The 26,862-nt window shown below is 60.6% G+C and carries 24 protein-coding genes; 9 read left to right on the top strand and 15 right to left on the bottom strand.

Annotation, left to right across the window (positions count from 1 at the left end; all coding sequences use genetic code 11):
- Positions 1-3 precede the first annotated feature (3 nt).
- The 3 genes from ureG to GKKCFE_RS01385 all read left to right on the top strand — a co-directional run bounded on the left by ureG (position 4) and on the right by GKKCFE_RS01385 (position 2,547).
- Complete coding sequence (ureG, locus tag GKKCFE_RS01395; RefSeq protein ID WP_047227343.1) at positions 4-618, top strand: urease accessory protein UreG; 615 nt, start codon at positions 4-6, stop codon at positions 616-618.
- 45 nt (positions 619-663) lie between these two features.
- Positions 664-1,236 carry a HupE/UreJ family protein gene (locus tag GKKCFE_RS01390; RefSeq protein ID WP_047227342.1) on the top strand — a complete coding sequence of 191 codons (573 nt, stop codon included), beginning with the start codon at positions 664-666 and terminating at the stop codon, positions 1,234-1,236.
- Positions 1,237-1,416: 180 nt separating this feature from the next.
- Positions 1,417-2,547: an AGE family epimerase/isomerase gene (locus GKKCFE_RS01385; RefSeq protein WP_445577401.1), complete on the top strand. Its 1,131-nt coding sequence runs from the start codon at positions 1,417-1,419 to the stop codon at positions 2,545-2,547.
- Positions 2,548-2,665: 118 nt separating this feature from the next.
- On the opposite strand, the gene GKKCFE_RS01380 is transcribed toward GKKCFE_RS01385, so the two are convergent.
- The 8 genes from GKKCFE_RS01380 to amaB all read right to left on the bottom strand — a co-directional run bounded on the left by GKKCFE_RS01380 (position 2,666) and on the right by amaB (position 12,673).
- Positions 2,666-3,430: an SDR family oxidoreductase gene (locus GKKCFE_RS01380; RefSeq protein WP_047227340.1), complete on the bottom strand. Its 765-nt coding sequence runs from the start codon at positions 3,428-3,430 to the stop codon at positions 2,666-2,668.
- Positions 3,431-4,282: 852 nt separating this feature from the next.
- Positions 4,283-4,999, bottom strand: a complete 717-nt coding sequence (locus GKKCFE_RS01375) for an ABC transporter ATP-binding protein (RefSeq protein ID WP_076382886.1) — start codon at positions 4,997-4,999, stop codon at positions 4,283-4,285.
- The gene (locus tag GKKCFE_RS01370; protein WP_047227338.1) at positions 4,996-5,868 is read right to left on the bottom strand and encodes an ABC transporter ATP-binding protein; all 873 of its coding nucleotides are present in this window, start codon (positions 5,866-5,868) and stop codon (positions 4,996-4,998) included. The genes GKKCFE_RS01375 and GKKCFE_RS01370 overlap by 4 nt, the downstream gene beginning before the upstream one ends.
- Positions 5,865-7,145, bottom strand: a complete 1,281-nt coding sequence (livM, locus tag GKKCFE_RS01365; RefSeq protein WP_076382888.1) for a high-affinity branched-chain amino acid ABC transporter permease LivM — start codon at positions 7,143-7,145, stop codon at positions 5,865-5,867. Before livM ends, GKKCFE_RS01370 begins: the two co-directional genes overlap by 4 nt.
- Before the next feature lie 2 nt (positions 7,146-7,147).
- Entirely contained in the window at positions 7,148-8,062 is a 915-nt protein-coding gene (locus GKKCFE_RS01360; RefSeq protein WP_047227336.1) for an ABC transporter permease subunit, read from the bottom strand.
- A gap of 170 nt (positions 8,063-8,232) precedes the next feature.
- Positions 8,233-9,369 carry a branched-chain amino acid ABC transporter substrate-binding protein gene (locus tag GKKCFE_RS01355; RefSeq protein WP_139048504.1) on the bottom strand — a complete coding sequence of 379 codons (1,137 nt, stop codon included), beginning with the start codon at positions 9,367-9,369 and terminating at the stop codon, positions 8,233-8,235.
- 365 nt (positions 9,370-9,734) lie between these two features.
- The gene (amaA, locus tag GKKCFE_RS01350) at positions 9,735-11,018 is read right to left on the bottom strand and encodes an L-pipecolate oxidase (protein ID WP_139048505.1); all 1,284 of its coding nucleotides are present in this window, start codon (positions 11,016-11,018) and stop codon (positions 9,735-9,737) included.
- A 164-nt stretch (positions 11,019-11,182) separates the two neighbouring features.
- Positions 11,183-12,673 (bottom strand): L-piperidine-6-carboxylate dehydrogenase, encoded by a 1,491-nt coding sequence (amaB, locus tag GKKCFE_RS01345; protein WP_445577400.1) that lies wholly within the window; start codon positions 12,671-12,673, stop codon positions 11,183-11,185.
- Positions 12,674-12,850: 177 nt separating this feature from the next.
- Here amaB and GKKCFE_RS01340 point away from each other — a divergent pair, with 177 nt between their 5' ends.
- The 3 genes from GKKCFE_RS01340 to nadE all read left to right on the top strand — a co-directional run bounded on the left by GKKCFE_RS01340 (position 12,851) and on the right by nadE (position 15,978).
- A complete protein-coding gene (locus GKKCFE_RS01340) occupies positions 12,851-13,756 on the top strand; it encodes a LysR family transcriptional regulator (protein WP_107321470.1) in 906 nt (301 codons plus the stop codon).
- Positions 13,757-13,921: 165 nt separating this feature from the next.
- Positions 13,922-15,127, top strand: coding sequence for a nicotinate phosphoribosyltransferase (gene pncB / locus GKKCFE_RS01335; protein WP_047227331.1), 1,206 nt, complete (start codon positions 13,922-13,924; stop codon positions 15,125-15,127).
- A gap of 23 nt (positions 15,128-15,150) precedes the next feature.
- On the top strand, positions 15,151-15,978 hold the full coding sequence (nadE, locus tag GKKCFE_RS01330) for an ammonia-dependent NAD(+) synthetase (protein WP_047227330.1): 828 nt from the start codon (positions 15,151-15,153) through the stop codon (positions 15,976-15,978).
- 170 nt (positions 15,979-16,148) lie between these two features.
- Here the strand turns inward: nadE and azu are convergent, their stop codons facing one another.
- Positions 16,149-16,595, bottom strand: coding sequence for an azurin (azu, locus tag GKKCFE_RS01325; RefSeq protein ID WP_107321469.1), 447 nt, complete (start codon positions 16,593-16,595; stop codon positions 16,149-16,151).
- 156 nt (positions 16,596-16,751) lie between these two features.
- Between azu and GKKCFE_RS01320 the strand changes: the two genes are divergently transcribed.
- The 3 genes from GKKCFE_RS01320 (at position 16,752) to GKKCFE_RS01310 (ending at position 17,786) form a co-directional block, all read left to right on the top strand.
- On the top strand, positions 16,752-16,877 hold the full coding sequence (locus GKKCFE_RS01320; protein WP_262927085.1) for a hypothetical protein: 126 nt from the start codon (positions 16,752-16,754) through the stop codon (positions 16,875-16,877).
- A gap of 61 nt (positions 16,878-16,938) precedes the next feature.
- On the top strand, positions 16,939-17,526 hold the full coding sequence (locus GKKCFE_RS01315) for an LOG family protein (RefSeq protein ID WP_107321468.1): 588 nt from the start codon (positions 16,939-16,941) through the stop codon (positions 17,524-17,526).
- Positions 17,527-17,594: 68 nt separating this feature from the next.
- A complete protein-coding gene (locus GKKCFE_RS01310) occupies positions 17,595-17,786 on the top strand; it encodes a hypothetical protein (protein ID WP_047227327.1) in 192 nt (63 codons plus the stop codon).
- A 107-nt stretch (positions 17,787-17,893) separates the two neighbouring features.
- Here the strand turns inward: GKKCFE_RS01310 and GKKCFE_RS01305 are convergent, their stop codons facing one another.
- The 6 genes from GKKCFE_RS01305 to GKKCFE_RS01280 all read right to left on the bottom strand — a co-directional run bounded on the left by GKKCFE_RS01305 (position 17,894) and on the right by GKKCFE_RS01280 (position 26,666).
- Complete coding sequence (locus tag GKKCFE_RS01305) at positions 17,894-18,787, bottom strand: transglutaminase family protein (protein ID WP_092395774.1); 894 nt, start codon at positions 18,785-18,787, stop codon at positions 17,894-17,896.
- Positions 18,787-21,273, bottom strand: coding sequence for a circularly permuted type 2 ATP-grasp protein (locus tag GKKCFE_RS01300; protein ID WP_445577399.1), 2,487 nt, complete (start codon positions 21,271-21,273; stop codon positions 18,787-18,789). Before GKKCFE_RS01300 ends, GKKCFE_RS01305 begins: the two co-directional genes overlap by 1 nt.
- 101 nt (positions 21,274-21,374) lie before the next feature.
- Positions 21,375-24,650 carry a transglutaminase family protein gene (locus GKKCFE_RS01295; protein WP_188252151.1) on the bottom strand — a complete coding sequence of 1,092 codons (3,276 nt, stop codon included), beginning with the start codon at positions 24,648-24,650 and terminating at the stop codon, positions 21,375-21,377.
- Between the two features lie 175 nt (positions 24,651-24,825).
- Positions 24,826-25,287, bottom strand: a complete 462-nt coding sequence (locus GKKCFE_RS01290; RefSeq protein WP_076382894.1) for a hypothetical protein — start codon at positions 25,285-25,287, stop codon at positions 24,826-24,828.
- Positions 25,288-25,749: a hypothetical protein gene (locus tag GKKCFE_RS01285; protein WP_445577398.1), complete on the bottom strand. Its 462-nt coding sequence runs from the start codon at positions 25,747-25,749 to the stop codon at positions 25,288-25,290. It lies immediately after the preceding gene.
- Positions 25,749-26,666, bottom strand: a complete 918-nt coding sequence (locus GKKCFE_RS01280; protein WP_047227321.1) for a hypothetical protein — start codon at positions 26,664-26,666, stop codon at positions 25,749-25,751. Before GKKCFE_RS01280 ends, GKKCFE_RS01285 begins: the two co-directional genes overlap by 1 nt.
- Positions 26,667-26,862 lie beyond the last annotated feature (196 nt).

The following is a 26,862-nucleotide window of genomic DNA, read 5'->3' as shown; positions in this document are numbered from 1 at the left end:
CTCATGAATACACAACCTCTGCGCGTCGGTATCGGCGGCCCGGTAGGCTCCGGCAAAACCGCCCTGACCCTGGCCCTGTGCCTGGCCCTGCGTGAACGCTACAACCTGGCGGTGGTCACCAACGACATCTACACCCGTGAAGATGCCGACTTTCTGGTGCGCAACGAAGCCTTGGCGCCGGAGCGGATCATCGGCGTGGAAACCGGTGGTTGCCCGCACACGGCGATCCGCGAAGACGCCTCGATCAACCTTGAGGCCGTGGATCAATTGAACCGACGGTTTCCAGGGCTGGATCTGATCCTGGTGGAATCGGGCGGCGATAACCTTTCGGCGACCTTCAGCCCAGAGCTGTCGGACCTGACCATTTATGTGATCGATGTCTCGGCCGGCGACAAGCTGCCGCGCAAAGGCGGGCCGGGCATCTGTAAATCCGACTTGCTGGTGATCAACAAGATCGACCTGGCGCCACTGGTGGGTGCGTCCCTGGAAATGATGGACAGCGACACCCGTCGGATGCGCAACGGCAAGCCGTTCGTGTTCAGCAACCAGAAAACCGGCCAGGGCCTGGAGCAGATCATCGCCTTCATCGAACGCCAGGGCCTGCTGACCGCCGCCTGATTTTTCAACTTCAACTGTTCACACGTTCAACAAGGAAGCTTATCCATGACATTCAAACGCCTGCTTGGCGCCCTCGCCCTGTTGCTGACCCCGGCCTTGGCCTTTGCTCACCCTGGCCATGGCGATAACGGCCTGATGGCCGGCCTCGGTCACCCCATCGGCGGGCTGGATCATCTGCTGGCCATGCTGGCGGTCGGCTTGTGGGCCGCCCAACAACAAGGCGCGGCGCGCTGGGCGCTGCCGTGCACCTTCGTCGTCAGCATGCTGATCGGCGGTTTGCTTGGCTTTGAAGGCCTGGACCTGCCTGCGCTGGAAAGCGGGATTGCCGCCTCGGTGCTGGCCTTAGGCCTGGCGGTGGCACTGGCGGTGCGCCCGCCGCTGAGCCTGGCGATTGGCGCGACGGCGGTGTTCGCGCTGTTCCATGGCGTGGCCCATGGTCTGGAACTGCCGGACATGACAAGCCCTTGGGCTTATGCGGCCGGTTTTGTCGCGGCGACGGCGGCGTTGCATGGCGCAGGCTACGCCGTGGTTCGCGTCTTGCCGCAAGCGGCCGCCCCTCTGGTGCGTCTGGCCGGAGCGGGTTCGGCGGCGGCTGGAGTGTGGTTGTTGGCGGGTTGATTTTCAGCACCCATCAAGGCTAATCGCGAGCAGGCTCGCTCCCACAGGGTATGGCGTACGCCAATAAATGTGGGAGCGAGCCTGCTCGCGATGACGGACTGGAAGGCCTCGCCTCTCTCGAACTTGCCACTCTGCTACCATGTCGCGCAATCACCCCTCCAGCCGTGACGACGTCCACCAATGCCCGATGCTTCCCGCCCCGCTCCTGCACCTGAACTGACTGCCCTGTTCGCCACGGTACGTCAGCACTTTCACGACGTGATCGTGCCGATGTGGCAAGGCCCGGGATGGAATGCCGAGCTGGCGCTGCCCTATGAATCCCTCGATACCCGGCACACGCCGCTCGAGCCCCAGCGCTACCGGGCGATGGCCTGTGCGCGACAGCTATACGTGTTCGCCAGCCTGATCGGCGAAGCGCCACAGGCCGAAGAACGGGCTGGCGCACTGTTCCGCTCGCTGCAGCGGCACTTCCATGATGGCGAACATGGTGGCTGGTTCTACAGCATTGACCCCCAAGGCGTACCGCTGGACACCGGCAAAGACCTCTACACCCATGCTTTCATCCTGTTTGCCTGTGCCCATTACTGGAGCAAGGTCCGCGAGCCGCTGGTGGAGTCGGTACTCAACGCGGCCCTGGAAGTCATCGCCCGGCGCTTTGCGACCGGAGACGGCCTTTACGAGGCCAGCCTGGGACGCGATTGGTCGACCCGCGCATCCGGCCCGCTGCAAAACCCGTTGATGCACCTGGCCGAAGCCTTCCTCGCCACCCTCTCGGTTCGCGACGACATCAACGTGCGCCAGGCATTGCTGGCCCTGTGCGATGCCATGTTCAAGCACTTCATCGACCCGCAGCAGCGCGTCATGATGGAGAAACCGGTCAAGGCTGTGGATAACTGGTTTGAGCCAGGCCATCAGTTCGAGTGGTATTACTTGCTGGCCTCATCGCCCCTGTTGCGCGGCGGCAAGTTGCACACAGCCCTTGAGAGCAGCTTCAGCCGTACCGAACAGCAAGGCGTGAGCCCGCAGTCCGGCGCGGTGTGCGCCATGCTGAGCCTGGGATCACAGGTACCGCGGGACGCCACCCAGCGCATCTGGGCTCAGGCGGAATATTTGCGGGCACTGACATTACGCCCGGGCAATCAGGGCGCATTGCTGCATCAACTACAGGCGTTGCAGCAGCACTTCCTGCATGCCAACGGCTGGAACGAATGCCTGGACGCCGACGGCACTGTCAGCCGCCAGGACATGCCATCGACCACGCCGTATCACCTGCTGACCTGCTATCGCGGGCTGGCTGATTATCTGGTCTGACCGGTAAATCGCTATCGCGGGCAAGCCTTGCTCCCACAGGCATTTGGCCGACCTTGCCCCCATAGATGAGCCCACTCTGTGGGAGCAAGGCTTGCCCGCGATGAACGATAACGCGGTCTTACGCCTTGTTGCGCTCAATGGCAAACCCGGCCCAGGTCTGGCTCACAGGCATCAATTCCAGGCTGTTGATGTTGATGTGGGCCGGTGTGTTGAGCACCCAGAAAATGGTGTCGGCGATATCCTGCGGCTGGATCGGCTCGGCCCCGGCATAGGTCGCGTTGTAGCGTTCCTGATCACCCGCAAAGCGCACCAGGGAAAACTCGCTCTCGCACAGACCCGGCTCGATGTTGCTTACCCGCACGCCAGTGCCTTGCAGATCGCAACGCAGGTTCAGGGAGAACTGTTTGACGAACGCCTTGCTCGCCCCGTACACGTGGCTGCCTGGGTACGGATAGTTGCCGGCGATGGACCCCAGGTTGACGATCCCGGCACCACGGCCATGAGCGATCAGCCGCGGCAACAGCAGGCGGGTGCTGTAGATCAAACCTTTCACGTTGGTATCGACCATCGTGTCCCAGTCATCGAGGTCGCACTTGGGCGCGGGATCAACGCCCAGCGCCAGACCGGCGTTGTTGATCAAGCCCCGCAACTTGGCGAAGGACGGTGGCAGGTTGGCGATCGCCTCCTCCATGGCTGTGCGGTCACGCACGTCAAGCACCAGACCATGGACTTCAGTCTGCTTCGACAACTCGGCGCACAGGGCAGTGAGGCGTTCTTCACGACGACCGGTCAGCACCAGTTTCCAGCCTGCTTCGGCAAAACGACGGGCACAGGCTTCACCGAAACCGGACGTTGCGCCGGTAATAAACAGGGTGTTGGACATCGTGTTCTCCTTGGGGCTCAAAACAGCCAATGAATGGAAATCGGCCCACAGCATGCCCGGCCTGGCACAGCATGGGCAAGACTTCTGGAAGCGAGGTTTCATTCGAGCATTGCTCATAAAACAACCAATCGGCGCCAGGCCTTATGAAACAAGGGCCACAGGCGGTTGCCCGCACCTTATCCACAGGCGGGTCCACAGCAATCGGGGGCAAGTGCAAACTCCCCAAGCCGCTGTGCATAAGGCTTTGCGAGGGATTTGGAAAATTTTTTCCCTTGACCCTGCAATGCAGGTTGTGCAGATCGACTTATCTGCTATAAGCCGACGGTAAAAAGAACGATGGCTTCAAGCCAGCAAATTCGGCCCTCAGCGCGGTCTTTCCAGAGTTTAATCACAGACTTATCCACAGGCTTGCGCACAGATTTTCAAGCCTTTGGCGACCCTCATAAAAGTGTTGACAACCCTCGTACCCGCCTGACCGAAAACCTCTGATCAAAAAACAACCACACGCCTGAAAGCCACGTATTCAGAGGCTTACAGCCAGCTACTCCCACCTTACCCACAGCCGGTTCCACAGCAAACGGGGACAAGTCAAAACCGTGACAAAACAACTGTTTGCGGCGACTTTATGTCGCGGTTTCGCAGAGGCTCAGGATTGTTGTCCACAATTCTCGGGCACAGCACCAAACCCTGTGGGAGCGAGCCTGCTCGCGATGGGGGGCATGTCCGATACAGAGAGGTTGGATGGTCCGGCGCCATCGCGAGCAGGCTCGCTCCCACAGGGGGAATGGTGGTGGATTTGAAAGATAAAAAACCGGCGATTCAATCGCCGGTTTTTTCATGGCTGGCCTTGTGTCAATGGCCGCCCAGATACGCATTGCGCACCTCTTCGTTGACCAGCAGTTCCTTGCCGGTGCCGGTCAGGCGGATTTCACCGTTGACCATCACATAGGCCCGGTCCGACAGCCTGAGGGCGTGGTTGGCGTTCTGCTCCACCAGAAAGATCGTCATGCCGGTGGACGCCAGTTCCCGCAAGGTGGCGAAGATCTGTTTGACCACGATCGGCGCCAGTCCCAGGCTGGGTTCATCGAGCAGCAACAACTTGGGCCGGCTCATCAGCGCCCGGGCGATGGCGAGCATCTGCTGCTCGCCGCCGGACATGGTCATGGCCCGCTGGTTGCGCCGCTCCTTGAGCCGCGGGAACAGCTCGAACATGCGCTGCATGTCTTCGCTGGCGTGCTTGTCACCGATGGGAATGGTGCCCATCAACAGGTTTTCCTCAACAGTCATGTCAGGGAATACCCGCCGTCCTTCCGGCGATTGCGCGATGCCGTTGGAGGCGATGTAGTGGGACGACTTGTGCGTGATGTCCACGCCCTGGTAGATAATCTGCCCACTCGCCGCCCGCGGCTGGCCGAAAATCGACATCAGCAACGTGGACTTGCCGGCACCGTTGGAGCCAATCAGGCTGACGGTTTCACCTTCCCCAATGTGCATCGAGACTTTTTTCAGGGCCTGGATCGGCCCGTAGAATACGTCCAGCTCCTTGAGTTCGAGGATAGGTCCACTCATACCAACTCCTCTTCATCGGCACCCAGGTAGGCTGCGATCACCTTCGGATCGTTGCGAATCGCCTCGGGACCGCCCTCGGCGATCACGTTGCCGTGGTCCAGCACCACGATGTGGTCGGAAATGCTCATTACCATGCCCATGTCGTGTTCGATCAGCACCACGGTCAGATCGTGCTCGTCGCGCAGCAGCCGGATCATCGCGCTCAGCGCTTCGGTTTCCTGAGGGTTTAGGCCGGCGGCCGGTTCGTCGAGACAGATGATCTGCGGGCGGGTGCACATGGCCCGGGCAATTTCCAAGCGCCGTTGCTGGCCATAGGAAAGTTCGCCCGCCAGCCGGTTGGCGCAATCCACCAGGTCCACCACTTCCAGCCAGTAGAAGGCGTGGTCCAGGGCATCGCTTTCTGCCTGGCGGTAACCCTTGGTGTTGAGCACGCCCGCCACCAGACTGCGATTGACCCACATGTGCTGAGCCACCAACAGGTTCTCCAGCACGGACATTTCCTTGAACAGGCGAATGTTCTGGAAGGTCCGCGCCAGGCCTGCACGGTTCACCAGGTGGGTGCCGCCGAACATCTTGTAGAACACCCGGCTGGCGAAGGATTTGGGGGACACGAAGTCAGTGGGACGAAACGGTTCGCCCAACAGCTTGATGACATCGGTCCGCTCGCCGCGCACATTGAGCTCGATTTTGCCGCCCGTGGCCTTGTAGAAACCGGTCAGGCAGTTGAACACCGTGGTCTTGCCCGCACCGTTGGGGCCGATCAGGGCGAAGATCGAGTTGCGCTTGACTTGCAGGCTGACGTCGCTGAGGGCCTTGATCCCACCGAATTGCATCATCAGGTTTTCAACGGTAAGCACGACTTCGCTCATGGCGCTACTCCCTTACGCGGCGTCACCCCGGTACGACTGATGCGAATCAGGCCGCGCGGGCGCCAGATCATCATCAACACCATCAGCACGCCGAACAGCAGCACCCGGTATTCCGAGAAGCTGCGCAGCAACTCCGGCGCCACGGTGAGGACAAATGCAGCGATGACCACGCCCACTGTCGACCCCATGCCGCCCAGTACCACGATCGCCAGAATCAGCGCCGACTCGAAGAAGGTGAACGACGAGGGGTTGACGAAGCCCTGGTAACTGGCAAAGAACACGCCTGCCAGGCCCGCCGTGGAAGCACCAATGGTGAACGCCGAGAGCTTGACCAGCACATGGTTCAGGCCCATGGAGCGGCAGGCGATCTCGTCTTCGCGCAAGGCTTCCCAGGCGCGACCGACCGGCATGCGGGTCAGGCGATGCTTGACGTAGAGCACCAGCAGCACGGTGATGAACAGGACGATGTAGATGAACAGGAATTTGACGTTGGGGTTGTAGGCCATGCCGAAGAACTCGTGGAACGGCACCCCGCCCTCCTTCGCTCGCCGGCCGAACTCCAGGCCGAAGAAGGTCGGCGACGGCACCGGCATGCCATTCGGCCCGCCGGTAAACGACAGCCAGTTGTTGAGCACCAGCCGGATGATCTCGCCAAAACCCAGGGTCACGATGGCCAGGTAGTCACCGTGCATTCGCAACACCGGGAATCCCAATATGCACCCGGCCATCGCCGCCGCAATCGCCGCCAGCGGCAGCACCGTCCAGAACCCCAGCCCCAGGTATTGGTAACCCAGCGCCAGGCCATAAGCGCCGATGGCATAGAACGCCACGTAACCCAGGTCAAGCAGCCCGGCCAGGCCGACCACGATGTTCAGGCCCAGGCCCAGCAATACATAAATCAGCCCGAGGATGACCACCGTGAGCACGTATTTGTTGGCAAAAAACGGGAACACGATGGCAATCACGATCAACGCCGGGATGATCCAGCGCAGGCGCGACTTGTAGTCTGGCGGCAGCACATGCACGCCGGAGCTGGTGCTTTCGAACCCCTGGAGAATCTTCAGACCCTTGGGGGTTTGCAGAAACAGGCTCAAGGCAAAGCGCCCGACCATCACGATCGCCACCAGCCAGCCCACGCGGGCCGGTTGCAGGTTGAAGCTGTAGCCGTCGAGCACCACGCCGACAATCGGCCCGAACACGATCAGCGAGATCAGGCCGGCCAGGATCGCGTCGATGACGCTCTTTTTGATATCAATCGGTTTATTGGCAGCAGACATACTTATACCTTCGCCACGTGTGGGCGACCCAACAGGCCTTGGGGACGGAAAATCAGAATCAGCACCAGCAGCGAGAAACTGAACACGTCTTTGTAGTCAGAGTTGATCAGACCGGCGAACAGCGACTCGGAGATGCCGAGGATGATCCCGCCCAGCATCGCCCCAGGCAGGGAACCGATGCCGCCGAGTACCGCCGCGGTGAACGCCTTGATGCCGATGATGAAGCCGGCATAGAAGTCGAAGGTGCCGTAGTTCATGGTGATCAGCACACCGGCCAGGGCCGCCATGGCCGCACCGATGACGAACACATAGGAAATCACCCGGTCGGTGTTGATCCCGAGGATGGAGGCCATCTTGCGGTCTTGCTGGGTCGCGCGGCACATACGGCCGAGCTTGGTGTACTTGATGATGTAGGTCAGCAAGGCCATCCCGGCGAATGCGGCGACCAGGATGAAGATCTTGGTGTAGGTCAGCTGGACGAAGCCGCTGCCGATGTCCACGCGCATGGCGCCTTCGAGCAACGTGGGCACGCCCTGTTGGCGAGCGCCCTGGCTGATCTGGGCATAGTTCTGCAGGATCAGCGAAATGCCGATGGCACTGATCAGCGGTGCCAGGCGAGTGGAGTTACGCAGGGGTTTGTAGGCGACGCGCTCGATCACCCAGCCGTAGACGCCGGTCACCACCACAGTGAACACCAGCGTGCCGAGAATCATGAGGGGGAAGGATTCGATACCGAACCAGGCCAGCAGAGCCAGACTGATCGCCGCGAGGTACGCAGAGATCATGTAAACCTCGCCATGGGCGAAGTTGATCATGCCGATGATGCCGTAGACCATTGTGTAGCCGATGGCGATCAGACCATAGACCGACCCGAGGGTCAGGCCATTGATCAGTTGCTGCAGGAAAATACCATCCATAACGCAATCTCACGCATTTGAGAGACTGCACGCACACCGCTGCGACGGACCGGGGTTCAGCCGCCGACGCTGCACGATGTGCGCGCAGCTCTCGGGAGAAAAGACAGGTACTGCATGAACACGGGTAAACCGCCCGGCACCAGGGGCGCCGGGCGATTCAGCCGTTCATGTCACTTCTGTTTTTCCAGCTGATGGTATTTGCCGTCCTTGTCCCACTGGTAAACCACGTAGTCGGAGACTTTCAGGTCACCCTTGGAGTCCCACTCCTTCTTGCCCATCACGGTCTGGACCGGATTGGCCTTGAGCCATTCGGCCGCGGCTTCGCCGTCATTTTTCTTGGCGCCGTTGAAACCGGCCGCCAAGGCCTGGACCGAGGCGTAGGCGTACAGGGTGTAGCCTTCAGGCTCGGTGCCCTTGGCACGGAACGCGTCCACCACGGCCTTGCTGTCTGGCAGCAGGCGTGGGTCGGCGCCGAAGGTCATGTACACACCATCCACGTATTGCGGGCCGCCGGCGGTGGTGACCAGTTCGTCGGTGACGATGCCGTCGTCGGACATGAATTTCACGTCCTTGAGGCCTTGCTCACGCAACTGGCGGACCAGTGGGCCGGCTTCCGGGTGCAGACCGCCGAAGTAGACCACGTCGGCACCGGCCGCACGGATCTTGGTGACCACGGCGCTGAAGTCTTTCTCGCCACGGGTCAGGCCTTCGTACAGCACCGGCTCCACGCCACGCTTGGCCAACTGCGCCTTGGTAGCATCCGCCAGGCCCTGACCGTAGGTGTCCTTGTCGTGCAGGACAACGACTTTCTTGCCCTTGAGCACGTCAACGATGTAGTCGCCGGCGACGATGCCCTGCTGGTCGTCACGACCGCACATACGGAACATCGCGCTCAGGCCGCGCTCGGTGACCTGCGGGTTGGTGGAACCCGGAGTGATGGAGATGATGCCGGCATCGCCGTAGACCTCGGACGCCGGGATGGTGGACGAGGAACAGAAGTGACCGACCACGCCAAGAACCTTGTCCTGATCGACAAAGCGGTTGGCCACGGCCACGGCCTGCTTCGGTTCGCAGGCGTCGTCGCCCTGTACCAGAACGATTTTCTCGCCGTTCACGCCACCCTTGGCATTGATCTCGTCTGCCGCCGCTTGTGCGCCTTTCATGTACTGCTCGCCGAATGCCGCGTTGGCACCGGTCATCGGACCCGCTACGCCGATCTTGACGTCGGCCTGAGCAAACGCAGAAACACCCAGCGCAGCTGCCACTGCGAGGGCCAGAAAGCCTTTCTTGTAAAACGTCTGGGACATGAGGTGGTGCTCCAAGGTTTTTTTTAGTTGGCACTGCGACTTCACTGAAAAGCTCAGAGCAAGCGCCGTGCCATCGGTTTTTTATTCTTAAAAAAGTCGCTGCTTTATTGTTATTTCGACTGTTTCGAGCCCTTTTTTATTGGGCGTGCAACCGTCTAAACCGCACAAGGTACAACCATAGAACCAAATGGGTACAACCCTCCCTGAGCCATCATTGCAACCATCACACGAAACGACGTGCAACCCACCTGTAACAACCCGCGTCACCGAACTGCACACTGGCGGTGCACAACTGCTACAACCCGCACCATAACAGGCTAGACGTTGTGGTGGAAAACGAGCGCTGCGGCAACATTTTTCAACATTCAGATCACAATTCGCAGGCACTGGCCGGCGTGATACAGCGAAAAACCCGCTTCATACAAGCAGCTGCGCAAGCCTGTCCCGGCCAGTGGCCGCATGGCGGCGAAGGGAATCGGCAGCGTGCTGGCGTCGCCGTGACACAGATAGTCGGCAAAGGCTTTGCCCACTACTGTGCCAGTCGTCACGCCGCGGCCGTTGTAACCCGTCACGGCCACCAGACCGGGGGCCGGCTCGAACAGGCGCATCAGGTGATCGGGGGTGAAGGCGATACATCCGGTCCAGGTGCATTCCCATTCCACCGGCTTGAGGTAAGGGAAATAGTGCTGTTGCACCCGGTCGGCCCACGCCTTGAGGAACCAGGTGGGTTTGCGATTGCCATTACCCAGGCTGCCCAGCAACAGACGCCCGTCCTTGTCCCGACGAATGCTGCTCAGTACCTGGCGGGTGTCCCACGAGCCCTGGCCGCCTGGCAGGATGCGCTGCGCCGCTTCGTCGGTCAGCGGAGCGGAAGCAACCTGATAGTAGTAACCGGGAAAGAAATTGCGCCGCAGCTCGGTCCAGTCACCTTCGGTGTAGGCATTGGACGCGATCACCACTTGCTCGGCCAGTACCGAACCCTGGGCAGTTTGCACCGACCAGCGCTGGCCCTGGCGTTCCAGGCGCGTGACGGGGGAATGATCAAACAACTGGCCACCAAGGTCGCTGGCAGCCTTGGCCAGCCCACTGGTGTAGGCCATCGGATTGAGCGTGCCGGCACGCCGGTCGAGCAATGCCGCTGCGATTTTCGAGGTGCCCGTGGCCTGGGCACACGCCTGGCCGGTGAGCAACTCCACCGGGGCGCCACGGCGCTTCCATTGTTCTTCACGACTGCGCAGGTCCGCTTCGCCCCTGGCGTTGTGAGCCATGTGCAGCGTGCCTTCGCGTCGCAGCTGGCAATCAATGTTGTATTTATCGACGAGGCTGAACACCAGCGCCGGCGCCGCCCCGAGCATACGATTGAGCTGGCTGCCCACCGCTTCGCCGAAGCCGGCTTCTATCTCATCCGGCGGGATCCACAAGCCGGCGTTGACCAATCCGACATTGCGCCCCGACCCACCATGCCCGGCCCGATGGGCCTCCAGCACAGCCACGCGCTTGCCTTGTTCGAGCAAATGCACCGCCGCCGACAAACCGGTAAAACCTGCGCCGATCACGCAGACATCCACCGTGATTTCGCCGGTGAGGGCGGTATTTTCAGGTCTTTGCGGCGTCAGTTTTTCCCACAGACATTCTTCGCGTAACGGCATTGCCAGACTCCGGAAATGAAACCCAACCACTACACAGTTCAATTGTGGGAGCGAGCTTGCTCGCGAAGGTGGCAGACCAGTCGACATTGATGTTGAATGACAGTCCGCTTTCGCGAGCAAGCTCGCTCCCACAGGGGATCTTCATCGGTCGAAGATCCAGTTTCTCAGTCGAAGGTAATCCCCTGCGCCAACGGCAGCTCCAGCGAGTAGTTCACGGTGTTGGTCTGGCGACGCATGTAGCCGCGCCATGCATCGGAGCCTGACTCACGTCCGCCGCCGGTCTCTTTCTCGCCGCCGAACGCGCCGCCGATTTCCGCGCCGCTCGGGCCGATGTTGACGTTGGCGATGCCGCAGTCGCTGCCCACTGCTGACATGAATTGCTCGGCTTCACGCACGTCCGTGGTGAAGATGCAGGACGACAGGCCTTGAGGCACCGCGTTATTGAGTTGCAGGGCCTGGGCAAAATCCTTGTAGCCGACCACATAAAGGATCGGGGCGAAGGTTTCGTGGCACACCACATCGCTCTGCTCCGGCATCTCGACGATGGCCGGCGAGACGTAATAGGCATTCGGGAACTGGTCTTCAAGCTGGCGTTTGCCACCAAATACTCGCCCGCCTTCGCTCAAGGCCTGCTCCAGTGCATCCTGCATGTTTTCGAAGCTCTGCTTGTCGATCAGCGGCCCGACCAGGTTGCCTTCCAGCGGATGGCCGATGCGCACTTTCGAATAAGCGGCCTTGAGCCGGGTGACGATCTCTTCTTTCACCGACTCATGGGCGATCAGGCGGCGCAGCGTGGTGCAACGTTGGCCGGCGGTGCCGACGGCGCTGAACAGGATGGCGCGCACGGCCATGTCCAGATCGGCGCTGGGGGCCAGGATCATCGCATTGTTGCCACCCAGCTCGAGGATGGTGCGGGCAAAGCGCGCGGCGACTTTCGGCGCCACTTCACGGCCCATGCGGGTGCTGCCGGTGGCGCTGATCAACGCGACGCGCGGATCGTCCACCAACGCTTCGCCAGCATCGCGACCACCGATGATCACTTGACTGAGGTACGGTGGCGCATCGCTGAAGTTCTTCAGCACACGTTCGAACAACGCTTGGCAGGCCAGGGCGGTGAGCGGGGTCTTTTCCGAGGGTTTCCAGATCACCGCATTGCCGCACACCAGGGCCAGCGTGGTGTTCCAGGCCCAGACCGCCACGGGGAAGTTGAAAGCGCTGATCACGCCGACCACGCCCAGCGGATGCCAGGATTCACGCATGTGGTGGCCCGGACGCTCGGAGGCGATGGTCAGGCCGTACAACTGACGGGACAGACCGACCGCGAAGTCGCAGATGTCGATCATCTCTTGCACTTCACCCAAACCTTCCTGGGTGATCTTGCCGGCTTCCCAGGACACCAGCTCGCCGAGGTCGGCCTTGTACTCGCGCAGCAGATCACCAAATTGACGTACCAGCTCGCCGCGGCGAGGGGCCGGCACCTGGCGCCACAGGTCGAACGCATGCTCGGCGCGGCTGACCTGCTGCTCAACCTCTGCGGCGCCCTCCCAGTTCACGGCGCCGATGCGACTGCCGTCGATGGGCGAATGCACCGGTTGTGTGCCGCTCTGGTACAAGGCCGGTTCGACACCCAGACGATCAAGCAATGCAGCAACCATGGTTAATTCCTCAAACAAAAGACAAAGAATTGGCAGCCGGACGATCACGGCTGATCAGACCTGTAGTTGTAGCTGGCCCGAGACTTGCCAACAAACGACCTTTAAGCGAGATATCATTCCGTTTATTCATGCTGGCCATGACCGGATAAGCAGCGCCACAAGAAATAAGGCCTCATCATGATCAATAAACGCTATTTGCCGTCGATCACGGCGCTACAGTGCTTCGAAGCGGTGACCCGACACCTGAGCTTCACTCGCGCCGCCGAAGAGCTGAACCTGACTCAGAGCGCCGTCAGCAAACAGGTCGCACAGTTGGAGGAACTGCTACAGCATTTGCTGTTTCGCCGCGTACGTCGACGCTTGCAGCTGACACCGGCCGGGGATTTGTACCTGGGGGAGGTACGAAAAATCCTTACGCAGGTGGAGATGTCGACCCACTACTTGCGCTCCTACGGCGGCGATACCGAAGTCCTACGGGTTTCCACACCGCCAACCTTCGGAGCTCGCTGGCTGGTCCCACGGCTCAAAGGCTGGCGCCTGCGGCACCCGAAAATTCATCTGGACCTGTGCAGCGAGCAGGAGGCCGACGACTTGCTTCAGGGGCGCAGCGACCTGGCGTTCTATTTCGGCCAGGGCTCACGGCCCGGCGCCGAATCCCTGAAACTGTTCGGCGAAGAGCTGGTGCCGGTCTGCGCGCCTGGCAATCTGCCGGCCCAGCCCTTCAGCGACCCGACGCAACTGACCGATCTGGTGCTGCTGCAAAACGCCTCACGCCCCCAGGCCTGGCACGACTGGTTCGCCAGCCAGGGCTATCACACCGAACACAGCTACCACGGGCCGCGCTTCGAAACGTTCTACATGTGCATCCGGGCCGCCCAGGTTGGCTGTGGCGTCGCCCTGCTGCCGCGGTTTCTGGTGGAAGAAGAACTGGCTGACGGCAAGCTGGTGATCCCCTGGCACTATGCGATGCCCAGTACCGATGCCTATTACCTGGCCTATCCTGAGCATTCGGCGGAAGTGCCCAAGGTCCGGCTTTTTGTGGAGTGGATGCTGGAGCAGAACGAGGTTTCGATGGCACCTTGAGCTTGCCCGCGATGAGGCCCGTTGGCATATCCAGACACTCCAACGGGGTATCCGCCGTTAAAAAATCGCTGGCAATACTCACCAGGGTTATGCGCCACTAGCCCCTTCACCACCAACCGCTGCACCCCGCTGCCCGCCGCAGCGGCCTGTCTGGAGATTCCCGCCATGAGCGAGAGTGTATTTGCCGATCGCATCGTGCAGAACCTGCTCGACACCGACTTCTACAAACTGACGATGATGCAGGCGGTGCTGCACAACTACCCCAACGTCGAAGTCGAATGGGAATTTCGCTGCCGCAACAGCGAAGACCTGCGCCCCTATCTGGCGGAGATCCGCTTTCAGATCGAACGCCTGGCCGAGCTGAGTCTGAGCGTCGATCAGTTGGGCTTCCTGGAGCGCATCAGCTTCCTCAAACCCGATTTCCTGCGTTTTCTGGGCCTGTTCCGTTTCAATCTGCGCTATGTGCACACCGGCATCGAGAACGGCGAGCTGTTTATCCGCCTGCGTGGGCCATGGTTGCATGTGATTCTGTTCGAAGTGCCGCTGCTGGCCATCGTCAGCGAGGTACGTAATCGCTATCGCTACCGCGAGATCGTTCTGGAGCAGGCGCGCGAACAGCTGTATCGCAAGTTCGACTGGCTGACCGCCAACGCCAGCGCCGACGAGTTATCCGAACTGCAGGTCGCGGACTTCGGCACCCGCCGGCGGTTTTCCTATCGCGTCCAGGAAGAAGTCGTCAACGTGCTCAAGCACGATTTCCCTGGACGCTTCGTCGGTACCAGCAACGTGCACCTGTCCCGCGAGCTGGACATGAAACCCCTGGGCACCATGGCCCACGAATGGATCATGGCCCATCAGCAACTGGGCCCGCGGCTGATCGACAGTCAGATCGCCGCCCTCGATTGCTGGGTGCGTGAGTACCGGGGCCTGCTGGGAATCGCACTGACCGATTGCATCACCATGGACGCTTTCCTCAAGGACTTCGATCTGTTCTTCGCCAAGCTGTTCGACGGCTTGCGCCATGACTCCGGGGACCCGGTCATCTGGGCCGAAAAAGCCATTGCTCACTACCACAAGCTCGGTATCGACCCGATGAGCAAGACACTGGTGTTCTCCGATAGCCTGACACTGCCCAAATGCCTGGAGATTTTTCGGGCATTGCGTGGTCGCATTAATGTCAGCTTCGGTATCGGCACCAACCTGACGTGTGACATCCCGGGTGTGGAGCCGATGAGCATCGTGCTTAAAATGATCAGCTGTGACGGGCAACCCGTGGCCAAGATTTCAGACGAGCCCGGCAAGACCCACTGCAAAGACCCGAATTTCGTCGCCTACATGCGACACGTTTTCCAAGTACCTGCCGCCCTTTGACACACCAAGCAAGGAGTGAATTCATGCAAGCCGTACAGCGTGAGATTGCTGAACAGCTCAAGGTTCAGCCACCGTTCGCCGATGACGCTGCCCTCAAGGCCGAAGTCGCTCGTCGGGTGGGCTTTATCCAGGATTGTCTGGTCAACTCCGGACTCAAGACCCTCGTACTGGGCATCAGCGGCGGGGTCGATTCGCTGACCGCCGGCCTGCTGGCCCAACGCGCAGCGCGTGAACTGCGGGAGAAAACCGGCAACGCCGCCTACAAGTTCATTGCCGTGCGTCTGCCGTACGAAACCCAGTTCGACGAACATGAAGCCCAGGCCTGCGTGGACTTCATCGAGCCGGACGAGCGCCATACCGTCAACATCGGTCCGGCAGTCAAGGCACTGGCCAAGGAAGTGCTGGCGTTCGAAGGCAAAGGGCCGGGCTCCCGGGATTTCGTGCTGGGCAATACCAAGGCGCGGATGCGCATGGTGGCGCAGTACACCATCGCCGGTGCCGAGCAAGGCCTGGTCATCGGCACCGATCATGCGGCCGAAGCCGTGATGGGTTTCTTCACCAAGTTCGGTGACGGCGCCTGTGACCTGGCGCCGTTGAGCGGTCTGGTGAAAAACCAGGTCCGGGCTATTGCCCGAGACTTCGGCGCGCCGGAATCGCTGGTGGAAAAAGTCCCCACTGCCGACCTTGAGGACCTGTCGCCCGGCAAGCCCGACGAAGCCGCCCACGGCGTGACCTATGGCGAGATCGATGCGTTCCTGCATGGGCTGCCGGTGCGCGAAGAAGCCGCTCGAATCATTTGCGAGACCTATCGCAAGACCGAGCACAAGCGGGTGATGCCGTACGCGCCGTGACCGGCAATCCCTGTGGGAGCGAGCCTGCTCGCGATAGCGGTGGGTCAGTTTGCATTGATGTTGAATGTGCTGCCGTCATCGCGAGCAGGCTCGCTCCCACAGGATGTGCGGTTATTGGCGAGGCACAAAAAAGCGCCCTGAAACGGGCGCTTTTTTTATGCCTGATGTGATTACTTCAGGGTAACCGTGCCTTTCATCATCGAGATGTGGCCCGGGAACGAGCAGAAGAAGCCGTATTTCTCATCGGCGCTCAGTTTCGATACATCGAAAGTCACCGAGTCCTTCTCCTTGGCCCCAATGAGCTTGGTGTGAGCGATGATGCGCGCATCGCCTTCTTTCAGGTAGTTCTTGTCGATGCCGGCTGCCAGGCCATCGGTAGCAATCGGCTGCATGTCAGCCTCTTTGCTCAGTACCCAGTTATGGCCCATGACGTTCTTCGGCAAGCTGCCTGAGTGAGTCAGTTCAACGGTGAAGGTCTTGCAGCTCTTGTCGATCTCGATGGCCTTGGTGCTGAAGGACATCTGGTCGGTCGAGTCGATGGTGGTCTTGCACTCGGCTGCCATCAGCTGGCTGCTGGCCAGCGTCAACAGGGATACTGCAGCAAGTTTGGCAAACATGGTGAATCTCCAAGGCATGGTTAGAAAAATTCCGTCAATGGGGAAGACTGCCTGAATTTCAGACAAGTTCCTATGACCTGAGTCAAAGATTGTATACAACTTAAGGCTATCAGCCTGATGAGCATAATCAACCAGCCAAAGGTATGAGGTGGCCATATGATCAGCTCCATCACCTCTCTGGAGTACCGCATCATGAACCTCAACAGCCTGCTGTGCAGCTTGCTTGCCGCCTACGCCTGCGGTGCCAGTGGCACCTACGAAAAACCCCGGCGCGAGGTTTAATTGCTTTGCGCAGCCAAAGCCAGGCTTTACTCTGGTCCAGTTACTGACCACGGAGTAAGGCATGTCTTTAGCGTCTGTTTGTGTATTTTGCGGCGCCAGCACCGGTAGCCACCCAGCCTATCGTGAAGCGGCGCAGGCCTTGGGGCGTGCGTTGGCAGAACGAAAACTGACCCTGGTCTATGGCGGCGGCGCGGTCGGCTTGATGGGCATCGTCGCCGATGCGGCCCTGGCGGCCGGCGGCGAAGTGATCGGTATCATCCCGCAGAGCCTCAAAGACAAGGAAATCGGCCACAGCGGCCTGACCCGCCTGGAAGTGGTGGACGGCATGCACGCCCGCAAGGCACGCATGGCTCAGCTCAGCGATGCCTTCATCGCCCTGCCCGGCGGCCTTGGCACGCTGGAGGAGTTGTTCGAAGTCTGGACCTGGGGCCAGCTCGGCTATCACAGCAAACCGCTGGGGCTGCTGGAAGTGAACGGTTTCTACAGCAAACTCACCGGTTTTCTTGATCATATCGTCGGCGAAGGCTTCGTCCGTGGGCCCCACCGTGACATGCTGCAAGTGAGCGAATCACCCCACCACCTGCTCGATGCGCTGGACGAATGGCAACCGTCGGTGCAGCCAAAGTGGGCCGAACAAAAACCCAGCTAACGGCTCGACCCCGATACAGGGCAGAATACGCGCCGCTCAACCTCACCTTCGACCCCAGAGGATCGCCCATGGCCAAACCCAATTATTCCTTCGCCAAACGTCAGAGAGACTTGGCCAAGGAGCAGAAGAAAGAGGAAAAGCTTCAGCGCAAGAAAGCTACCGCTGAAGAAGAAGCAGCAGCACTGACCCCGGATACCGAAGGCGACGTGGCAGCAGACGTAGATGTTGATGCACCGAAAGATCAGACGCCCGACGCCTGATACCCTCAGGGCCCGATGATCTGATCCGGCCCCCCGGTTCTGTGTCCAGGGTCGGCAGCCTCGCTGCCGGCCCTCACAGCCCAGTCCGTTCCCACACTGGGATCTGTTTACGATTCAAGCGGCATCACCGTCACCCGCACTTCGGGGTCATGATCACCGCCGCCCAGAATGACTCCCCGCAACGGCGACACATCGGAAAAATCCCGGCCCCAGGCCAATGTGATGTGTTCCAGCGCCGGCTGAACGTTGTTGGTCGGGTCGAAGTCCACCCAGCCCAGCACCGGGCAAAACACCGAGATCCAGGCGTGCGAGGCATCGGCACCGATCAACCGTGGCTGACCCGGCGGCGGTTGAGTCAACAGGTAGCCGCTGACGTAACGCGCCGCCAACCCGCGGGAGCGCACGCAGGCCAGCATCAGGTGAGCAAAGTCCTGGCAAACGCCCCGCCGCCGTTCCAGCACCTCCACCAGCGGCGTTGCCACCTGGGTGGCTTCGGCATCGAAGGTGAACTCCTCGAATATCTTCTCCATCAGCGCCCGCACGCCGAGCATCAATGGGCGCCCCGGCGCGAAACAGCTTTCGGAAAACTCGACAAAGCTGCGCTTGAGGTGCACATAGGGTGACTCGAAACGATAGCGGCACGCATCCAGCAATGGAGCAGCCAGTGGCCGGCCGCTGTAGGTCAACGCATGGCAGGTTGACTCCCAGGCAGGGGACAAACTGAAGTCCAGCACAGGACGCGCCAACACTTCCACGCTCAGACGCGCGTTGACCAGCAACTCGTCATGGGGCCGTTCGAACGCCAAGCGGGTCAGTGGGTTGCCGAACACATCCAGCTCATCGCGGCGGGTCGTCGGCTCCGGGCTGATCAACAACTGCTGCTCGGTGCACCGCTGCCACTCACAGGGGCGCGGCCACAGGTGAGCAAGCTGCTGGGCCAGGGATACCGGGCTGTCGTAATGGTAGTGGGTGTCGTGGAATATCTGGTAACGAGCGCTCATCAGACGGACACCGTACGCTGGCTGACGTCATCGACGTGAGCGAAATGACGCAAGGCCAGGCGATCGGACACCTGGCCGCTGACGTCGGCCACTTCCTGCAACAGATCGGCCAAGCCATCGAGGGCTGCGCGCAGGCTGGCCTCGCCGAACAGCGGACTCTCCAGGCAACGCAGGTCAAAGCATGACAGGCGAGCGACCAGCTCTGGCAAGGCGGTTTCCCTGGGCGCGCCGAAGTCATCGTTCAAGCGCTTGAGGGTACGGGCCACCAGTTTCAACTGGAAGAGCACCGCGTGAGGGTTTTGTTCGTCCAGCAACAGCAGGTCGAGCACCGGAATCAACTGGGCCACCGCCAGGTAACGCGAACGATAGGTGATGCTGCTGTTGCCCAGTTCCAGCAACCAGTCCAGCCCCGCCTGATCGAACACCGCCTCGCCTCGCAGGAACGCCGCCAGGCTGCTGCTGAGAAATTGCAGGCGCTCCAGGCGACGACCAATCATCAGGAAACGCCAGCCCTCGTCGCGGGTCATGTCGTCCAAAGCGAATCCGGACAACGCCGCCAGGGACATCACCAAACGGTTGAGAAAATCCAGCAACTCACCGAAATCCGGCTCCGCGGTTTCCAGCTCCATGGCTTCGCGCTGCAACTCCACCAGTGCCTGCCAGTTCTCCCGGGACAGCTTGCCGCGAACCTGGGAGGCCGCCCACTGCAATCGCTGCAGGTTGGAACGCAGGCTGAACGACCAATCGTCCCCCAACAACGCCGCCAGCAGTCGCTCGGGCAGCTCGCCCTCCTCCGGCAACAGCATCAGGCTTTCCCCCAGGGACACCGCCGACTGCAGCGCTTGCGGGTCGTCGCCATCGACATAGCGCGCCAGCATGATCCGCAGCAGCCGCGCACTGTCGTCACAGCGCTCGCAGTAGCGACCGAACCAGAACAGATTTTCCACGACGCGGGACGGCAGATAGGGATCACGTCGCACCAGATCGTGGACGCCCACGGTTCGCTGGGCCTTCCATTGTTCGCCACTGGGCGCCTGTTCGCCCAGGACCCAAGTGTCCTTACTGGCGCCGCCTCGCTGCATCGACACCACTTCAGCGTCGGCCTCGGCCGCCACGCGGGTCAGGCCGCCCGGCAGCACCCGATAGTCATCCTCCCCGGAAACGGCATACACGCGCATGCCGATGGCCCGCGGCTGAAGCTGACCGTCTTCGGCCTGCCAGACCGGTGCCTGGGACAGCTGCGCCAGTTCCTGGGCGACATAGGCGTAGGGACGCGCCTGCATGCGCGCGGCCAGAAGTGCACGCTGTTGTTCGTTCAGGTCGCGCCCCAATACCGGGCTGAAACTTTGGGAAGGAAACGCCGGTTTGATCAGCAAATGCGGCAGTTTTTCCAAGGCCTGGGCCAGTACCGGCGGCTCACCGCACCACCAGGTGGCGATGGACGGCAGTATCAGTTCCTCACCGAACAGAAACTGGCTGATCTTTGGCAAAAAGCCCAACAAGCCCGGTGATTCCAGCACGCCGCTGCCCAAGGCATTGGCCACCAGAACCCGGCCCTGGCGCACCGCCTCCAACAATCCCGGTACACCCAAGGCCGAATCGGTGCGCAGCTCCAACGGGTCGCAGAAATCATCGTCGAGCCGGCGCATGATGGCGTGAACCCGTCGTAGCCCGCTCAGGGTCTTGAGGTACACCGTGGCGTCGCGAACGGTCAGGTCGCTCCCTTCCACCAGCGGATAGCCCAGCTGGCGCGCCAGGTAAAGGTGTTCGAAATAGCTTTCGTTGAACCGTCCAGGCGTCAACAGCACCACCAGCGGCGACTCGCCATCACTGGGGGCCTGACGCGCAAGGGTCTGCTGCAAGGTGCGGAAGAAACCGGCCAGGTGCTTGACCTTCAGGTCACGATACAAGTCGGGAAAGGCCCGGGAGACGATCATGCGATTTTCCAGCGCATACCCGGCCCCCGAAGGCGCCTGGGTCCGATCCGCCGTGACCCACCAGCGACCGTCGGGCGTACGGGCCAGATCCACGGCATACAGGTGCAGGAAAATGCCGTCCGGTGGCGTGATGCCCTGGCACGGCCAGAGAAAATTGTTGTGCCCGAACACCAGCTCCGCCGGCAGCAGCCCCTCACTGATCAGCCGTTGCGGCCCGTACAAGTCGGCCAGTACTGCGTTGAGCAAGCGTGCACGCTGGGCGATGCCCGCCGACAGGTGCTTCCACTCCTGCGCATCGATCACGTGGGGCAGCAGGTCCAGCTCCCACGGCCGGTCGGCGCCCTTCGGGTCCGCATAGACGTTGTAAGTGACACCGTTTTCCTGGATCTGCCGGGCCAACAGTGCCTGACGCTGGAGCAGTTGGGCCGGCGTACTGCGCTGCAAATGGTCGAGCAGGCGGCGCCAGTGCCCGCGCACCGCGCCACTGTCGTCCATCAATTCGTGATAGGTGCCCGTCGTCAGCGGGTAACGGTCAAGCAGGTCAGGCATGGAAAGCTCGGCAGACAGCAATGAAACGTGAGACTAGCGCAAGCGCATGACACCCGGATAGTTGAAATATCCGGGTGTCGTGTACGACTTAGGGAGCGCTCTCAAAAACGTCGCAGATCGAGCGTGAGGGGAAACTCGTCGTCCACTGTCAGGTGAGGTATCGGAAGTTTCCCAGGCGTGTGTCCGAGACGGAAAAAACGCGCCATTCGCCGGCTCTCCGCCTCATTGGCATTCACCGGCAGGCTGTCGTAATTACGTCCCCCCGGATGGGCCACATGATACTGGCACCCCCCCACCGAACGTTGCGTCCAGGTGTCGAGTAAATCGAAGACCAACGGCGCATGGACCGCAATGGTCGGCTGCAGGCAGTTGGCCGGTTGCCAGGCGCGAAAACGCACCCCGGCGACAAATTCGCCGACCCGGCCGGTGGCTTGAAGCGGCACCGGAACACCGTTGCAGGTCAGCAGATACCGTTGCGGCGCCAGGCCGCTAAGCTTGACCTGCAAACGTTCAAGAGAAGAGTCCACATACCGCACGGTGCCGCCCGCTGCCCCCTCTTCTCCCAGTACATGCCAGGGTTCAAGGGCCTGGCGCAATTGCAGTTCGATGCCGCTGACCGCGTAATCACCCACCTTGGGAAAACGAAACTCCAGGTGCGCGGCGAACCATTCGGCCCGCAGCGGGTAACCGGCGGCGTTCAGTTCATTGATGACGTCGGCAAAATCCTGTTCGATAAAATGCGGCAACAGGAAGCGGTCATGCAGTTCGGTCCCCCACCGCGCCAGCTTCGCAGGCAGGTAGGGCTCACGCCAGAACCGCGCCACCAGCGCCCGCAGCAATAGCTGCTGGGCCAGGCTCATCCGGGCGTGGGGCGGCATTTCAAAAGCCCGCAGCTCCAATAGACCGAGACGCCCGGTGGCGCCGTCCGGCGAATAGAGCTTGTCGATGCAAAATTCGGCACGATGGGTGTTGCCGGTCACGTCGATCAACAGATTGCGCAACAGCCGATCAACCAGCCAGGGCGGGCACTCTTCGCCAGGTTGCGGCATTTGTGCGAAGGCAATTTCCAGCTCATACAACGCATCGTTGCGCGCTTCGTCCACCCGGGGCGCCTGGGACGTCGGTCCGATGAACAAGCCGGAAAACAGGTAGGACAACGACGGGTGGTTATGCCAGTAGCTGATGAGACTGCGCAGCAGGTCAGGGCGCCGTAGAAAGGGAGAGTCGGCCGGGGTTGCGCCCCCTAGTACGAAATGGTTGCCACCACCGGTGCCGGTGTGCCGACCGTCGATCATGAATTTCTCGGTGGTCAGCCGGGTCTGTCGCGCCTCTTCGTAAAGAAACTCGGTGCGCTCGACCAGTTCATCCCAGGTCGCGGACGGCTGCACGTTAACCTCGATCACACCCGGATCGGGGGTGATGCGAAAGTTACTCAGGCGCGGGTCGCTCGGCGGCTCGTAGCCTTCCAACAGTACCGGGCAATGCAGCTCCTCGGCTGTCGCTTCGATGGCGCTGACCAGTTCCAGATAATCCTCGACCCGCTCCAGGGGCGGCATGAACAGGTACAAACGCCCCTCGCGAGCCTCGGCACAAAACGCCGTGCGGGTCAGCCAGTCGGCGGATTCGTCAATCTGCGGGGCACGATCCTGCTCGGTTGCCGGCTCACCATGACGGGCCAGGCGTTCGGCATCGGGCAGCACCGGCAGGTCCTGGTTCGGGTCGGTGGGATGAATGAAGGGGTATTCGGCCGCTGTCACCCAGGGCTGGGAAGCCAATGGCAGGCGATAGCCCAGGGGCGAATCCCCCGGTACCAACCGGCAGTGACTATCGCGCAGGTACCATCGACCGCTTTGCCATTGATCGCCCTTGGCGGTACGCGCCAGCGGCAGGACCTGCCCGATCACTTTGTCCAGGCCCTGACTGAAGACCTTGCGCAACCGTTCCCGCTCCAAAGCATCTTCCAGGCGGGGGTCCTGGGCCGTGACGTTCGATGGCAATGCACCTTCGCGCCAGAGGTAATAGAAATTGTCCTCGTAGGCTGGGAACACGAATCGCGCAGGAATTTTCAAACGCTCGGCAACGCTTGTCAGAAAGCGCCCGGCCATTTCGCCGTCGGCGCCGTAGTCCTGCTGCTCGTCAGCGATCAACGCGCTGTTGTGCCAGATCGGCACTCCGTCACGCCGCCAATAGCAGTTGAGCGACCAGCGCGGCAACTGCTCACCGGGGTACCACTTGCCCTGGCCAAAATGCACAAGCCCCTGGGGCGCATAATGCTTGCGCATGCGCTGGAACAGCTCGGCGGAGAGGCGACGTTTGTCCGGCCCCAGCGCGGCGGTGTTCCATTCGGCGCCGTCCGGGTCATCAATCGAGACGAAGGTCGGCTCGCCCCCCATGGTCAGGCGCACATCGCCTTCCAGCAGGTCGGCATCAATTTTCCGGCCCAACGCCTGAATCGCCAGCCACTGCTCTTCGGTGTAGGGCTTGGTGACCCGTGGCGCTTCCCAGATCCGCTCGACGGACATTTCGTGGCTGAATTCGCACTCGCACGGTTCCACCAAGCCACTGATGGGCGCCGCCGAGGACGGATCGGGACTACAGGCCAACGGGATATGCCCTTCACCGGCGAACAACCCGGACGTCGCATCCAGGCCGATCCAGCCGGCACCGGGCAGGTAGACCTCGCACCAGGCATGCAAGTCGGTGAAATCCACCTCGGTACCGGACGGGCCGTCGAGGCTTTTCACGTCGGCGGTCAACTGGATCAGGTAACCGGAAACGAACCGCGCGGCCAGGCCAAGGTTGCGCAACAACTGCACCAGCAACCAGGCCGAGTCGCGGCAGGATCCGGACGCATGCTCCAGGGTGTGCTCCGGGGTCTGGACGCCCGGTTCCATACGGATCAGGTAGTTGATGTCTTCGCTCAGGCGCTGGTTGAGCGCCACCAGGAAATCCACCGCCGGCAACGGCGTGCGGTCGATGCCGTCCAGATAGGCCTGGAATCTCGGCGTCAACGGCAGGGTTTCAAGGTAAGGCGCCAACTCCTTGCGCTCGTCGGCGGCATAGGTGAACGGGATTTTTTCCGCGTAGGGTTCCAGGAAAAAGTCGAACGGATTGAACACCGCCATTTCAGCCAGCAGATCGACTTCAATGCGCAGCTCCCGGGTTCTCTCGGGAAACACCAACCGCGCCAGGTAATTGCCCTGGGGATCCTGCTGCCAGTTGATGAAGTGCTGATCGGGCGCGACCTTCAGCGCATAAGAAAGAATCCGCGTGCGGCTGTGGGCCGCCGGGCGCAGGCGAACGATCTGCGGACCGAGCTCGACAGCGCGGTCGTACCGGTAATGCGTGACATGGTGCAATGCGACGTGAATCGACACGACGTACCTCCTGCGAGCCTGGGCGTTATCGAAAGCGGCGCAAGACTTATGCCATGCAGGCAAGCCGGACACTTTCTTCGTCTACTCAAGGCAGTAGAGCACTAAAAGCGCGCGATGCTCGCATTCGGGTGCAAAGCTAAGCACATAAATGTGGCAGCGGCGGTAGCGAATCGACTCAACGCCGTGAGCGGGAGGCTTTGGCGGCCTGGATGAAGAGTTCGCGTTGGCGGCGGACTTCTACCAGCTTGCTGCGCATTTCGCGGTGACGTTTGCTGTTGAGCAGTAGCAGCCCGAGCAATGGAAAAAACAGACCCGCCGCATAAACGAATCGATTCGGGCGATAACCAATAGTCGGCAAGACACACAACAGACAGACCACAAAAAGCCCGGCAAACACCCAGACCCAACCCGCTCTGCCGCGCACGACCATAAAGTTGCTATGGACCAGAACCAACGTACAAATAGCAATGCATACAGCGGAAATTTTCGCTTGGCTCGACAACGTAGCGCGCACAAAAAAACTGTCGAGAAGAGCAAAGAGCGCCAGTAAACACGATATTTTCGCCACGAATATCGTTGCGATGAAGGTCGGAAAGTAGCGCTTCATAAAATGGATGAAAGTCGGATAGTTTTCCATCTAGCGTCCTTTCCTTTTCTTCTGTAAACGGACGGCAGACCTTATCGCCATACGCTCCTCGCGCAACTCCGACAATTTCTGGCGCATCTCTCGATGGCGCTTACTGTTGAGCAATAGCAGCCCCAGCAACGGGAACAACCACCCCGTCACATAGGCAAAAGGATGCGGCTTGTAGCCGTAGGTGGGGAGGACCGTGAAGAGACACGCCAGATAGAACACAACGATGGCACGAACACCCCATGACCGCCCCCTGATCATGACGAAATGGCTCAACGCCAAGAGCAAAGAGAGGATCAACGCAACCAGAAAAGAATACTTGGCCCGTTCAGGATCGCCTCGAAAGTAAGTGCTAGAGACTAATGAAATTGAAGCGGAAACCGCGAAACAGGCTAGAAAAAAAGCGCAGATGAAGGTTGGAAAATAATGAGCGAGGAAAGCGTTCAATGAATGCTTGCGGTCCATTATTCAACTTCCTCATACAGCCCCACGGCAATTGTCTTCAGGTTCCCAGACAAGCTACTGCCCGTTAAGCCGATGGCGGCCCCCAGAGAGTCGCGAATCTGGGTCACGGTCGCGTGATTGATCTGGGTAGCCGTGAAACGCTTTGCAAGCGTCCCCGAACGCTGGCGAAGCTTCAATAGTTTGTTAGTCAGGCTTGGGTCCTTCAGTGTTAACAACTCTTTGGTCAATGCCTTTCTTTGCTGACGAGTCAAACCTTTGGAAAGCTCGTACCAACTCCTGCCAGTCGAGACCTTCCTCGCTTGCAAGAGTTTGAGCGTTGTTAAAGTGGATGCCCCGGCTCCCAGCAATGACGCGGCATCCAACACTGGCATTGCGTAGCGATACCAGTCCTCACTGTCCATATCATCATTAGCTGCTGGATCGTTGAGTTCGTTGTAGGTACGCATGCTCCCAACCACGCACTGCGCAGTACTGGCAGCGGCGGCGGTTGCCCCCACGGCTGTGACAACCAGGCTTGCACCCGCTGTAAATGGAACTGCGATCGTGCCACTGAAAACCACAATCCAGCCCAGAATGGCGCCAGCGCAGGATAACGTCGTATTGACAGCCTCTCCCACTAAACGAGACTCACGCGGGTTGTTCTTTACCTGATCAGCAAACTGAGCCGGCGCAATGTACTTCTGCGCCTCGCGCAAGATGATCCGCTTGGGCTTGATACTGCAAATCGGCTTGAACTCGCGCAGGGTCACCACGTTGAATTCGGCATCGATGTACACCACGCCAGCGCCGACGATACTGGGATCGGCGTCGATGGCCGCGAACAGGCGCGGCAGGTTGATCTGGCTTTCGATGCGTTGGCGGGCCATGAACTGGGAGGGGCTGTAGTCCATGCCGATACCCGGTAAAGGGGTACTCATATGAATCGTCCTTGAAAATCCGAGGGTGAGAACTTTATTGCCTGTGTGGCCGTGATTGCGGGCAAGCCGGGCTCTGCCAGGGCCAACACTGACATCTGTGGCGAGGGAGCAAGCTCCCTCGCCACAAGAGCGGTGTTTGGCTTTATTGCACGGAACTGACTGGCATTGGCGGTCGCCACGATAGCAAACGAGTAGC

The sequence above is a fragment of the Pseudomonas sp. E141 genome, from assembly GCF_052659885.1.
Note: the sequence above shows the minus strand (reverse complement) of the source record. Positions and strands in the feature narration are given on the sequence as shown.

Coding starts and splice junctions, on each gene's coding strand:
- ureG (WP_047227343.1), top strand. CDS start 4: ATGAATACACAACCTCTGCGCGTCGGTATCGGCGGCCCGGTAGGCTCC.
- GKKCFE_RS01390 (WP_047227342.1), top strand. CDS start 664: ATGACATTCAAACGCCTGCTTGGCGCCCTCGCCCTGTTGCTGACCCCG.
- GKKCFE_RS01385 (WP_445577401.1), top strand. CDS start 1,417: ATGCCCGATGCTTCCCGCCCCGCTCCTGCACCTGAACTGACTGCCCTG.
- GKKCFE_RS01380 (WP_047227340.1), bottom strand. CDS start 3,430: ATGTCCAACACCCTGTTTATTACCGGCGCAACGTCCGGTTTCGGTGAA.
- GKKCFE_RS01375 (WP_076382886.1), bottom strand. CDS start 4,999: ATGAGTGGACCTATCCTCGAACTCAAGGAGCTGGACGTATTCTACGGG.
- GKKCFE_RS01370 (WP_047227338.1), bottom strand. CDS start 5,868: ATGAGCGAAGTCGTGCTTACCGTTGAAAACCTGATGATGCAATTCGGT.
- livM (WP_076382888.1), bottom strand. CDS start 7,145: ATGTCTGCTGCCAATAAACCGATTGATATCAAAAAGAGCGTCATCGAC.
- GKKCFE_RS01360 (WP_047227336.1), bottom strand. CDS start 8,062: ATGGATGGTATTTTCCTGCAGCAACTGATCAATGGCCTGACCCTCGGG.
- GKKCFE_RS01355 (WP_139048504.1), bottom strand. CDS start 9,369: ATGTCCCAGACGTTTTACAAGAAAGGCTTTCTGGCCCTCGCAGTGGCA.
- amaA (WP_139048505.1), bottom strand. CDS start 11,018: ATGCCGTTACGCGAAGAATGTCTGTGGGAAAAACTGACGCCGCAAAGA.
- amaB (WP_445577400.1), bottom strand. CDS start 12,673: ATGGTTGCTGCATTGCTTGATCGTCTGGGTGTCGAACCGGCCTTGTAC.
- GKKCFE_RS01340 (WP_107321470.1), top strand. CDS start 12,851: ATGATCAATAAACGCTATTTGCCGTCGATCACGGCGCTACAGTGCTTC.
- pncB (WP_047227331.1), top strand. CDS start 13,922: ATGAGCGAGAGTGTATTTGCCGATCGCATCGTGCAGAACCTGCTCGAC.
- nadE (WP_047227330.1), top strand. CDS start 15,151: ATGCAAGCCGTACAGCGTGAGATTGCTGAACAGCTCAAGGTTCAGCCA.
- azu (WP_107321469.1), bottom strand. CDS start 16,595: ATGTTTGCCAAACTTGCTGCAGTATCCCTGTTGACGCTGGCCAGCAGC.
- GKKCFE_RS01320 (WP_262927085.1), top strand. CDS start 16,752: ATGATCAGCTCCATCACCTCTCTGGAGTACCGCATCATGAACCTCAAC.
- GKKCFE_RS01315 (WP_107321468.1), top strand. CDS start 16,939: ATGTCTTTAGCGTCTGTTTGTGTATTTTGCGGCGCCAGCACCGGTAGC.
- GKKCFE_RS01310 (WP_047227327.1), top strand. CDS start 17,595: ATGGCCAAACCCAATTATTCCTTCGCCAAACGTCAGAGAGACTTGGCC.
- GKKCFE_RS01305 (WP_092395774.1), bottom strand. CDS start 18,787: ATGAGCGCTCGTTACCAGATATTCCACGACACCCACTACCATTACGAC.
- GKKCFE_RS01300 (WP_445577399.1), bottom strand. CDS start 21,273: ATGCCTGACCTGCTTGACCGTTACCCGCTGACGACGGGCACCTATCAC.
- GKKCFE_RS01290 (WP_076382894.1), bottom strand. CDS start 25,287: ATGGAAAACTATCCGACTTTCATCCATTTTATGAAGCGCTACTTTCCG.
- GKKCFE_RS01285 (WP_445577398.1), bottom strand. CDS start 25,749: ATGGACCGCAAGCATTCATTGAACGCTTTCCTCGCTCATTATTTTCCA.
- GKKCFE_RS01280 (WP_047227321.1), bottom strand. CDS start 26,666: ATGAGTACCCCTTTACCGGGTATCGGCATGGACTACAGCCCCTCCCAG.